10 protein-coding genes and 1 pseudogene are annotated in these 12309 nt (G+C 37.0%); all 11 read left to right on the top strand.

Annotated features, from left to right (window positions below; all coding sequences use genetic code 11):
- The first annotated feature begins 45 nt into the window (after positions 1 to 45).
- The gene (locus tag COD11_RS04695) at positions 46 to 825 is read left to right on the top strand and encodes an SGNH/GDSL hydrolase family protein (RefSeq protein ID WP_098795609.1); all 780 of its coding nucleotides are present in this window, start codon (positions 46 to 48) and stop codon (positions 823 to 825) included.
- Positions 826 to 1295: 470 nt separating this feature from the next.
- Positions 1296 to 2018 (top strand): sugar transferase, encoded by a 723-nt coding sequence (locus tag COD11_RS04690; protein ID WP_098795608.1) that lies wholly within the window; start codon positions 1296 to 1298, stop codon positions 2016 to 2018.
- 24 nt (positions 2019 to 2042) lie between these two features.
- Positions 2043 to 2951: an NAD-dependent epimerase/dehydratase family protein gene (locus COD11_RS04685; RefSeq protein WP_098795607.1), complete on the top strand. Its 909-nt coding sequence runs from the start codon at positions 2043 to 2045 to the stop codon at positions 2949 to 2951.
- Between the two features lie 102 nt (positions 2952 to 3053).
- Positions 3054 to 4190, top strand: a complete 1137-nt coding sequence (locus tag COD11_RS04680) for a glycosyltransferase (RefSeq protein ID WP_098795606.1) — start codon at positions 3054 to 3056, stop codon at positions 4188 to 4190.
- A gap of 3 nt (positions 4191 to 4193) precedes the next feature.
- Positions 4194 to 5282, top strand: a complete 1089-nt coding sequence (locus COD11_RS04675) for a glycosyltransferase (protein WP_098795605.1) — start codon at positions 4194 to 4196, stop codon at positions 5280 to 5282.
- Between the two features lie 15 nt (positions 5283 to 5297).
- Positions 5298 to 6056: a glycosyltransferase family 2 protein gene (locus COD11_RS04670; protein WP_098795604.1), complete on the top strand. Its 759-nt coding sequence runs from the start codon at positions 5298 to 5300 to the stop codon at positions 6054 to 6056.
- A gap of 13 nt (positions 6057 to 6069) precedes the next feature.
- Positions 6070 to 6957, top strand: a complete 888-nt coding sequence (gene galU, locus COD11_RS04665; RefSeq protein ID WP_098795603.1) for a UTP--glucose-1-phosphate uridylyltransferase GalU — start codon at positions 6070 to 6072, stop codon at positions 6955 to 6957.
- Position 6958: 1 nt separating this feature from the next.
- Complete coding sequence (locus tag COD11_RS04660) at positions 6959 to 8272, top strand: UDP-glucose dehydrogenase family protein (RefSeq protein WP_098795602.1); 1314 nt, start codon at positions 6959 to 6961, stop codon at positions 8270 to 8272.
- A gap of 433 nt (positions 8273 to 8705) precedes the next feature.
- A complete protein-coding gene (locus COD11_RS04655; protein ID WP_098795601.1) occupies positions 8706 to 8948 on the top strand; it encodes a hypothetical protein in 243 nt (80 codons plus the stop codon).
- A 12-nt stretch (positions 8949 to 8960) separates the two neighbouring features.
- Positions 8961 to 9233: pseudogene (locus COD11_RS27940) on the top strand (hypothetical protein); the annotation flags it as partial.
- A 57-nt stretch (positions 9234 to 9290) separates the two neighbouring features.
- On the top strand, positions 9291 to 11453 hold the full coding sequence (locus COD11_RS04650; RefSeq protein WP_098795600.1) for a hypothetical protein: 2163 nt from the start codon (positions 9291 to 9293) through the stop codon (positions 11451 to 11453).
- Positions 11454 to 12309 lie beyond the last annotated feature (856 nt).

Genomic DNA, 12309 nt, shown 5'->3' with positions numbered 1-12309 from the left:
TGTATAATTTTACTAAGTAATTTTTGTAAAATGGGGGTAAAGAAATTGAAACGATTCACAGTTGTTCTTACGCTTTTAATTTGTGTTGCTGGAATCATTGTAGGAAACCTACATTGGAATAATAAAATCTCCGCTAAAACAGGAAAATTCACAAATCAAAAAACGGAGGTAGAAGTGGTTGAAAAAAAACCAGTTGAGGAGGAGGAACCTGAGTTTCTCGAAGCCTCTAAGCATCTACCAAAGGAATTACAAGAAAAAATAAAGAAATCAACTGCTTCTAATGAAGCAATCAACCTTATTATTTTTGGTTCAGTTGAATCAGATGATACATGGTCTGAAAAAATTAAAAATGAAATTTTGGAACATTATGGTGAAAAGGTCTTTAATATCTCGATCGTTTCAACTGGTGATAAAACGACTTTAGATATAATAAATGATAAGACATATGAAGAACTGAACTCTAAAGCTGATGTTATCCTATTTGAACCTCCGATGTTAAAGGATAATGGAGTTGTTGGTATTGATAACACGTTAGAAAATGTTCAAACGATCATTGATTCATGGAAAGAAGCAAACAATGAGCTAATTCTAATGGTGCAACCTCCAAACCCTATATACGGGGCAACGTATTATCCGCAAGAGGTTACGCAGCTGAAAGATTATATTGAAAGTAAAGACATTGTTTATTTAAATCATTGGGAAAACTGGCCTGACTTAAATGACATCAAAATGAAAGAGTACATAACAGCAAATGGAAGTCCTAATGATAATGGAAACAAAGTTTGGGCAGACTATCTAATCAATTATTTTATTGCAACAAATTAAGGTTATTTTTTTCTCGTGTTTGACTATATAGTTGTTAGACGCGACTAGTTAAAATAAGTTTCACAAATTTATCATATTTTCTTTTCGAATTTACAGATTCCAATAGTAGGATGGATAGGAATGTTGTATAGTTTCTTAGGGGAACGGCTACAAAAAGAAGAGCAGGTTCGAAGTGTATGATGACGAACCTAGCTTAACCAGCCGGTGAAAAAATATTCTTGAGATCTAAAGAACAATTTTTCATTACCTTTATGTGTTAGGCACTTTTTTTAACAATATGTGAATGAAAAGAGCGTAGGTTACCTACATTAATAAGTAATTGTAGGACTTCTGTCTCTGATCTGCTATGACAAAATGGATGACAATTTGAGGATTATTTATCCAGTAATTCTAAATGTTCTTGTTGACCTTTTGCGTTCCAAGTGATATTTTTTTTTATGATGATTTGTTAATAAAAGTGTTTGAACTATATGAGTACCACAAAAAGGTTCTCTATTTTTTTGATAGCCATGTTTTTAGTATTTGAGGTGATAAGGATGGCAATAAATCGAGCAGAGTCAACAATATTTCAAACAAGTTCATATCAACGAGTAGCCGTAATACCGAAGGAAACAGTATATAACTTATATTTAAAACGTATATTTGACATTCTAGTTGCTAGCATTGGCTTAATCTTCGCTACCCCTATTATTTTAATCACAATGTTGTTGATTAAACTGGAATCACCGGGGAAGGCATTGTTCTTTCAAGAGCGTGTTGGTTACAAAGGGGAAAACTTCCATGTTATTAAACTGCGCTCGATGAGATCAGATGCTGAGAAGAATGGTGCTCAGTGGGCAAGTAAAAATGACCCCCGCGTAACGAAAGTGGGAGCATTTATTCGTAAAACACGTATTGACGAGTTACCGCAATTGTTCAACGTGATTAAAGGGGACATGAGCTTAATCGGTCCTCGTCCGGAAAGACCTGAATTCACAGAGGAATTTGAGCGTGACATTCCAGGCTTTAAAATGCGTTTATTAGTCAAGCCGGGCTTAACTGGCTGGGCACAGGTGAATGGCGGGTACGACATTACACCAAAAGAAAAATTGGAATATGATTTAATTTATATAAAAAACATGGGTTTATTATTAGATTTAAACACGGCGATTAAAACAATAAGAGTTATCTTTACAGGTGAAGGTGCAAGGTAGTAGATTTAGGAGGACATCTCTCGTATGAAGGTTCTTGTAACTGGCGGATGTGGATTTATCGGTTCACATATCGTCGATAAGTTAATTGGAGAAAAACATGATGTATATGTGGTTGATAACCTAGTGTCAGGTCACAAGAAAAATCTAGATCCTAGAGTGCAAATGATGGATTGTGACATCAACAGCGATTTGATGGAAAAAGTAATCCAAGATTTTCAACCTGAAGCAATTATTCATCAAGCTGCGCAGGTGAGTGTGGCTCATTCAATAAATGATATGTTGTACGATGAAAACGTAAATATACGTGGAACAGTAAATTTAATTGATCTGGCTAAAAAGTATGGGATTAAGAAAATGGTGTTTGCTTCATCTGCAGCTGTTTACGGAAATCCTGTTTCACTTCCAGTCGATCTGACTCATCCGACAAACCCGTTATCTCCATATGGTGTATCAAAGCTGTCGGTTGAATATTATTTAAAAATGGCTAGTCAAACATTTGGACTAGAATACACCATTTTGCGTTATGCTAACGTATATGGACCTCGCCAGGATGCACACGGTGAAGGTGGCGTTATTGCGATTTTTTCTGATTGCTTAGCAAACGGAAAAGCTCCGACAATCTTTGGTGACGGTGAGCAAACAAGAGATTTTGTTTATGTTGAAGATGTTGCAGACGCAAACGTTCGTGCATTAACAATGGGGCATAACCAAACATTGAATGTATCTTCCGGAGAGGAAATTACTGTGAACAAGCTTTTTGAAACGATGCAAGAAGCGGCAGGAACATCCTTGGAAGTCAATTATAAAGAAGAACGAAGCGGAGATATCCGTAAGAGTGTCCTTTGCAACAAAGTGACGAAGGAACAGTTAAACTGGAATCCGGAAACATCACTTTTAGAAGGACTGCAAAACACATTAAATTTTTATAAGTAAACAATATCTCCCGTCTTGACGAACCTATCCATAGATAGGAGTGGCGGGAGTTTTTGTCGTAGGTTCGAAAAACGAAACTAGTTGAATTGAGGGACGAAATAGATGAAGCACATTCTCGTGTACTTTCCATATGAACTGCAAAAAAATCCAAAAAGCGGATCAGGTGTTAGGCCAAAACGAATTGTTGAGGCATTTAAACAATATTGTGAAGAAGAAAGTCTTGAGCTTGTTGTGATTTCCGGGACAACGTCAGAAAGACAAGCTGCAATCGAACATTATAATGCACGTAACGATTACAACAATGCTCTTTTCTGTTACATGGAAAACAGCACAATGCCGTACTGGTTCACAGACCCGGATCGCAAGCCTAAAAACGTAAAGCTAGACAGCGGTTTCTGGAACACATTGAAACAGCACAACATTCCGATCAGCTTGTTTTACCGTGATGTTTATTGGAAATTTGACGACATGTATGTACCGCCAAAAGGAATTAAGTTTTTACGCTATTTAATGAGACAAGTTTATAAGCAAGAGTTAAAAACATATCAGAAGTATGTTGACCTACTTTATCTTCCTTCATTAGAAATGAACAAATATGTTGGCTGGCAAGGTGAAGTAAGTGAGCTGCCTCCTGGTATGGAGAGAGTTGAAAGAAGAAACAACATCTCATTAAAGCTGGAAAAGCCATATCAAGCAGTTTTCGTAGGTGGAATCAGTGACCAAGTTGGGATGCTAATGCTTCTTGAAGCATTCAAAGTACTAAACGAAAATGAGCATGTGATTAATCTTGAATTAGTCTGCCGTGAAAATGAGTACACTAAATATGAAGAAATGCATAAGTACGAGCAATATCATTGGTTAAAGGTGAGTCATTTATCAGGAGACCAGCTTATCGAAGTATACGACCGCTCCCACTTGGCGTTAATTCCAAGGGAGAAAAATGCGTACCATGATTTTGCTGTGCCTGTTAAATTGTTCGAATACCTTTCACACCACCTGCCTGTTGCAGCAACAGATTGTGATGCCCAAGCTCGACTTTTAAAAGAAGAAGGATTTGGAGCAGTGTCAAAAGTGGATGCAGTTGACTACGGAAAGGCAATCCTCGACCTTTTACAGCCTGACACATACAATCAAACAAAACAAAACATCGAGCTAAAAGCATGGGAAAACCATAGCTGGTATGCAAGAGTACGGAAAGTGGCAAACGATATGCTGCGTATAAAAGAAGGGAGGAACTAATAGATGAAGATTGCCGTCTTAGGACCAGCAAGTAACGTACACACAAAAAAGTTCCTTGATTATTATGACAAACAAGGTTTTGACATTATCAACATTAGCTTTGATAGCCACAAGGATGATCAAGACCGTTCACACTGGAAAAATGTTAAAACACGCTACCTTAATGTAGGTTCAAATAAACTAACGTATTTTTTAACGGTATCAACTCTTAAGAAAATATTAAAAGAGGAAAAACCGGATATTCTTCATGCTCACTATGTATCGAGCTATGGAGTAATCGGGGCACTGGCGAATTATCACCCGTATGTGATATCGGTTTGGGGAATGGATATTTTTGACTTCCCAAAAGAAGGTGCTTTAAATACATATATGGTAAAATATGCATTGAAAAAGGCTGACATGATTGGCTCAACGAGTGAAGTCATGAAGGTGGAAACTGCTAAGTATACAGACAAGAGTATTGAAGTTACTCCGTTTGGTGTGAACCTTGATGTGTTTAAGCCAAATGAAGTACGAACCGAATCAGAGAAGGTCAACTTCGGTATTGTGAAAACGATGACAGAAAAGTACGGTATTCGCTACCTGTTACAAGGGTATGCTCTTTTTAAGGAGCAAGTGGACGAGGCAACGTATAAGAACACCCACCTAACTATTGTTGGGGGAGGTCCGAAGCTTGAGGAATATCAGAATTTGGCCAAAGAGTTAAACATTGCTGACCAAACAACCTTCACAGGGAAAATCCCGCATGACCAGGTTCCAAACAAAATTAACGAGTTCGACGTATTCTTCGTGCCTTCAACTCTTGATAGTGAAAGCTTTGGGGTTGCAGCTGTTGAAGCTCAAGCCTGTGAGGTTCCGGTTGTTGTTGCAAATGTTGGGGGTTTACCTGAGGTTGTACTAGATAAGCAAACGGGTTTCGTCATCCCAACAAAGGATGCACAAGCGATCGCAGACAAAATGCTTTATTTCATTAACAACCCTGAAGAAGGCAAAAAGATGGGGAAGCTTGGGCGCGATCATGTGTCAAAGCATTATCAATGGGAGGAAAACGCTGCTTATATGGTTTCCCTCTATCAAAAGAAATTATTATAGAAGGAAGGGAAAAGCGTGGACAAGCCATTAGTATCAATCGTCACACCTTCTTACAATAGTACGAAATTTATCCCGGCAACCATTGAGTCTGTTCTCTCGCAAACCTATCAAAACTGGGAAATGCTGATCGTGGATGATTGCTCAAAGGACGAATCGCGAAAAGTAATTAGGGAGTACAGCGAAAAAGATAACAGAATTAAGTTAATAGAGTTAACAGAAAACAGCGGCGCTGCTGTTGCGCGTAACACAGCGATTAAAGCGGCAAAAGGAAAGTACATTGCTTTCCTTGATAGCGACGACTTATGGGTGCCAACGAAGCTAGAAAAGCAAATTGAGTTCATGGAAATCAATGATTACGCGTTTACATATTCGAAGTATCAGTTAATGGACGTGGACGGCAATATACTCGACAAGGTCATTGATGTCCCAAGGAACATTGATTATAACGGCTTACTAAGCAACACAATCATTGGTTGTTTAACCGCCGTTGTAAATGTTGAAAAGACGGGTCCAATTGAGATGCCGAACATCCGAACACGACAAGACCTAGCCACTTGGCTTTCTATCTTAAAAAGAGGCTTTAAAGCACATGGCTATCAAGAAGTATTAGCTTATTACCGTTTGGTACCAGGCTCAATTTCTAGTAATAAATTGAAAGCAGCAAAACAAAACTGGAAGGTTTACCGAGAAGTTGAGAAGCTCGGTCTCTTTCGTTCTGTTTTTGTTTTTCTCGGCTATGCATGGACTTCAGTTAAGAAAACGTATCTGAAATAGGGGAGGAAATACCATGAAAGTACGTAAGGCAATTATCCCTGCAGCAGGGTTAGGAACAAGATTTTTACCAGCAACAAAAGCACAACCAAAGGAAATGCTACCAATCGTAGATAAACCAACGATACAATACATTATCGAAGAAGCTGTTGCGTCTGGAATCGAAGACATCATGATCGTTAGCGGTCGTGGTAAACGAGCAATCGAAGATCATTTTGATAAATCATATGAGTTAGAGGAAACACTAGCTAAAAAGGGTAAAGACAAGGTTCTTGCAGAGGTTCAAGAGATTTCAAACCTTGCGAACATCCACTACATCCGTCAAAAGGAGCCAAAAGGTCTTGGACACGCGATTAACTGTGCAAGCCGTTTTATCGGAAACGAGCCTTTTGCCGTGCTTTTAGGCGATGATATCGTAAAATCTGATGTGCCTTGTACAAAGCAATTAATTGATATGTATGAAAAATATGAGTGCTCTGTTGTGGGCGTTCAGCCTGTACCTGATCAGGATGTATCTAAATACGGAATTATTGCTCCTAAGCAGGATCAACAAAAACCAGGAGTTATTACAGTTGACTCATTAGTAGAAAAGCCAGCTGCTCAAGATGCACCATCAAACTATGCCATCATGGGTCGTTACATCTTAACTCCAGACATCTTTAATATTTTAGATGATCTACCAGCAGGAGCTGGCGGTGAAATCCAATTAACAGACGCATTAAAAATCTTAAACGACATTCAATCTGTTGTAGCTTATCCATTCACAGGTGTTCGCTATGATGTAGGAGATAAATTCGGCTTTATCAAAGCATCTGTTGACTTCGCTCTACAACGCGATGATTTAAAAGATCAGGTGTATGAGTACTTAAAAGAAGTAGTCAGCAAAGATAATGGAGGTCACTAATATGCAAATAGCGGTAGTAGGAACAGGCTATGTAGGGCTTGTTACCGGCGTATGCCTATCCGATATCGGCCATAACGTCACATGTGTGGACATTGACGAATCAAAAGTAGAACGAATGAAGCAAGGCATCTCGCCAATCTTTGAACCAGGCTTAGAAGAGCTAATGGTGAAAAACTACGAAGCGGGCCGCCTTAACTTTACAACAAAGCACGCAGAGGCTTTCAACGACGCACAAGTAGTTTATATTGCCGTTGGTACTCCTCAGCGCGAAGACGGTACAGCAGATCTACGCTTCATTGAGCAGGTGGCAAAAGACATTGCGCAGAACCTACAAAATGATGCTGTCGTTGTCACAAAGAGCACAGTGCCAGTTGGAACGAATGAAAGAGTAAAGAGTATCATCCTAGAGTACCTTGCTAAAGACGTAAACGTTGAAGTAGTCTCAAACCCAGAATTCCTTCGTGAAGGCTCTGCCGTGTCTGATACGTTCAATGGTGACCGAATTGTCATTGGTGCAGACTCAGAGCAAGCAGCTGCCATCATAGAGGAAGTTAACAAGCCATTCGGTATTCCAATCTATAAAACAGATATCCGCAGTGCTGAAATGATCAAGTATGCATCAAATGCATTTTTAGCAACTAAGATTAGTTTTATTAACGAAATCTCCAACCTTTGTGAAAAATTAGGCGCTAATGTAAGTGATGTGGCAAAAGGTATGGGAATGGACGATCGAATTGGGAATAAATTCTTGCAGGCCGGAATAGGCTATGGAGGGTCATGTTTTCCGAAGGATACAAACGCGCTTGTCCAAATCGCAAGCTTCGTTGAGCATGAGTTTAATTTATTAAAATCTGTTATCCAGGTAAACAACGAACAACAGCGTTTACTCCTTAAGAAAGCAAAGGAACGTTTTGGTTCACTGGAAGGCAAAACAATCGCATTACTAGGTCTTGCGTTCAAACCAAACACAGATGATATGCGTGAAGCAGCTTCAATCACTTTAGCTCATGAACTAGTACAGGAAGGTGCTAAAGTCGTAGGCTACGATCCAATCGCCATGGATAATGCGAAGAAACTACTACCAGCAGAAACAATCTACACAAATTCAGCAGAAGAAGCTGTAAAGATGGCAGATGTTGTTTTTATCGTGACTGAGTGGGAAGAAATTAAAAGCATTAAGTTTGACAATTATGTGAACTGGTTAGAAACGCCGGTTATCTTTGACGGGCGTAATTGCTATGCTCTAGAAGAAGCAGAAAAGTATAAGGTAGAATATCACTCAATTGGAAGAAAATCCATAAAAAATTTATCGTGAAAATACTAAATAATGACAACCTTATGTCGATAATATTGGTGTAAGGTTGTTTTATACATGCTTTTCGAATAAAATAATATTCGGAAAGACCTACAGCTATTATAGCAATCTACCATATATAACGTAGTTTAATACTTTAACGGGATATTAAATTAGAAGTAATTGGTAAAGAAAAATGGTCGAAAGGACTAGAAATTTACCGAGATATGTTATATTATTGGTAATGTATTCATCTGGTAGAAATAAGTTCATATATTAGAAAAAATATACTTAAAATAGTTGAAATTTCTATTAAAATATGAAATAATTTCTAAATGTACAGGAGAATATAGCTAAAATAGTTTGTAGATTGATAGGGATATAGTCTATGTAACTATAATCTCCTATTAATAAAAACAATAATTTTTTTAAACTCGAAAGGGGAACACACACAATGTCTAAAAAGAAAGTTGCTAAACAATTAGGTTTAACAGCTGCAGTTGCTGCATCAGCAGTAGTCGCTGCAAACCCAGCAAGTGCTGCTTCAGCTTCAACAGTTGAGACTGCAGTAGTACAAGCAGAAAAAGATGCTATCGCTCTTGGAAAGTTCTACAGAAGCACTGATCTTAACGTATCAGCTGATTTCTCTGCAGCTTACAACAAAGCGAAAAAATCAATCGAGAGCGCTAAAGCTTAAGTTGCTACTTTAACTGGTAGCCAAAAATCTCTATTATCAGCTCGTGTAGCAGCTGCTGATGCTAACCGCTTAAAAGCTGCTTACTACATCGACGGTGTTAAATTCGTACAAAACGATTTAGCTGAAGCTACTGCAGCTCTTGCAGAGCACGTTGAAGCTGGTGAAATCACTGACGAAACTGTAGAAGTTTACAACAACTTATCTGCTACTATCAGAAAAGCAGAAAGAGTAATCGGTAAAATCTACGGATCAGAAGTTCGTGAAGCATTACAATCTTCTTACTTACTAGATGCTAAATTCGCTCGCGAAGCAGTAATCTACGAAGTATCTCAATATGAATTAATGAACGAAATCGCTGAGCAAGTTGCAGCTGGTGAACTTGCAACTGCTGAAGAAAACTTCAAAGTATTAGAGCGTCTTAAAGTTCGCGCTGTTGAAATCAAAGAAGCTGGAAGAGCATTATACCCAAATCGTACTGATGTTTACCCAGATCTTCCATCTATCGAAACTCAATTACGTACAGCTGAAACTGCTGTAGATGCTAGCTATGAAGCGAAATTAGCTCCTGCAGTTAAGTCTGTAAGTGCGATTAACGCTAAAGAATTAAAAGTTACATTCAACAAAGCTGTTTCAACAAACAGTGTGGCAGTTGGTGATTTCACTGTAACAGCTACTGGTACAGCTGCTGCTAATACAGTTGTTGACTTCAAACTTGCTGAAGACGGAAAATCAGCTATCTTATTATTAACTAATGCAGTTCCTGCTGCTGGTGTTGATGTTGCAATCGCAGATGGTGCAATCTTAACTAGTGGATATGATAAATTCCCTAAATTCACAACTAAAGCTGTTAAAGTTGAAGATACTACAGCTCCTAAATTAGTTTCAGCTGTTGCTAAAGATAGCACTACTGTTGAATTAACATTTGATGAGCAAGTAGATTGGACTACTAACTCAGGTGGTGTTTCTGTAAATGGTTCTGTACTAGTACCAGGAGCTAACAGTACTAAAGCTGGTAACTATACTTATACATTTACAGTACCAACTTTAAAATCTGGAGCTAACACAGTTCAATTATTAAATTATGCAGATTTCTCAGCAAACAAAGAAGCACTTACAACAACTTCTGTAAACTATAGTGCTGATGTGTCTACACCTGCTGTTTCTTCAATTAAAGCTGAAGATTCTAATGCATTTATCTTAACTTTAAATAAAGCAGTTGATACAATTGTTCCTGCTAACTTCACAGTTAAAAAAGGAAACTATACATTCACATCTGCTGATCTAACAGTTTCATATGTTGATGCTGATGGTAACCCAACTGCATCTGCTGGTACTACTCCTTCTAAATACGTGAAAGTTGTAGTTCCAACACAAGCTACTTCTGCTAACCCTTTATACGGTACAAATGAAACTTCAGTTGCATTATCAGTTGCTGTTTCTGGTTACAAAAATGGTACTGTAATTGGTAATGAATACACTGGTTCAGTTACTCTATCTAAAGACTTAACTGCTCCAAAAGTAGTATCATCAAAATTAATCACTTATGATAAAGCTACTGATAAAATTGTTGTACCATTTGACAAAACATTAACTGTAGCTGATTCTTCTAAACTAACTGTTGTTAGTGGTAATGTAAAAGTAGCTGCATCTGTTGCAGCTGTAGGTAAAAACCTAGAAATCACAATCACAGATGTTGCTGGTCTTACAAATGGAACATACAGCTTGGTTCTTGATAAAGGTTTAGTTAAAGATAGCAGTAACAATGTAAACGAAGCTACTACTTTAACTACAGAAGTTACTAATACTGCTTCTACACTTCTAAAAACAGGTGCTATCTTTGGTACTACTGCAGTTAACGATAGTGGTAAAAATGTAATTACTGTAGATTATGGAACTAAAGTTAATGATGCTGCTGCATCTACATCTTCTTACTCATTAAATGGAGCTGCACTTCCAACTGGATCTGTTGCATACTTCACTACATCTGCTAAAGATGAAGTTAAAATCGAATTACCTGCTTCATATTCTGTTGCTTTAAATGATGTTTCTGCAAAAATCACTTTAAATGCTAACGCAGTAAAAGAATATTCAACTGGTTTCGTTGTATCTTCTTCTGCTACTGAAGTAAAAGCAATTGATCAAGTTATTACTCTTAAAGACAATGTTGCTCCAACTGTATCTAAAGTAGAATACGTTAAAGATGCAAATGGTTTAGCAACTGGATTAAAATTAACATTCTCTGAAGCTGTTAACACAAGTAGTACAACTGCTAACTTTACAAATGACTTTGTAATCAAAACAGGTTCAACTGAAATCGCATATACTGTTGCTGCTCCTAGCACTGGCGATACTGCTACAGATAACGTTGTAATCTTAAACTTCTCTAACGCTTCTACAGCTGCAAGTGGTGTAACAGTTGCAACAAACTCAGACAGATCTCTAGTTGATCTAACTGATATCAGTGGTTATAACAAAGTTTCTAGTTTCAATGTTTCTGCTCAATAATTAATTGACATTACTCTATGAGAGTTGTGAGGAGAGAAGGCTAATCCCTTCTCTTTGTAGAAAATAAAACTTAGGAAAAGCTCTGTGAGAATTCTCCACAGAGCTTTTTTTTATATTTCCTCATTAATTAACAAACGTATTTTATTTACATTATAGGACAAAAGAATAGTAACCTGATTTCAAATGAATTTATTACTAGGATTATTTCTTCCTAATTATTTATTTTAGGAGAATTATATATATTTTAACGTTAGAATTGTGTTGTTCCCCACGTTCTATATAAAAAGAGAGGTACTGTATATATTCAGTACCTCTCATTTTAATTTGTTATATTTAATATTGATGAGATTTTAAATGATATTATAAGAGGTAAAGTAGATTGGTTATTAATTTATTAATTATGTAGAACAAATTATTCTAATGCAGTGATATAAAAAGAACGTAATCGTCTATTAATTAGATTAGGTGATAGAAGATAGAGGTGAATTAAAAGGTATTGAATCGAAGAGAATGATTGGAATCGATTTTTATGCATATGCTATATCAGCTGGGAGAGAGCAAGTAGATCACCTCTGCTACAACTCTTACTAGCAGTGATGAAGAAAGAATAAATGAGATGATTATCATAGAGTACATATATTACTGTTATTTAAGATATATTAGTAGAGTTACTCTAGATTATGCAGTAGCTCTTTTTTTCATCAATTATATATTTAGATTAACTTCATATTATAATGTGATAAATTTTAATTAGCTTTCCTTTATATTGAATAATGAAAAAGGAGTGATGTGTATCCCTAGGTATATATTTATTTATTAAAAAGACTACTTGAGAGATGTTTATGGCATTATAAAA

Origin of the sequence: Bacillus sp. AFS040349 (assembly GCF_002577655.1) — a bacterium.
In the GTDB taxonomy this organism is placed as follows: Bacteria; Bacillota; Bacilli; order Bacillales; family Bacillaceae; genus Metabacillus.
Note: the sequence above shows the minus strand (reverse complement) of the source record. Positions and strands in the feature narration are given on the sequence as shown.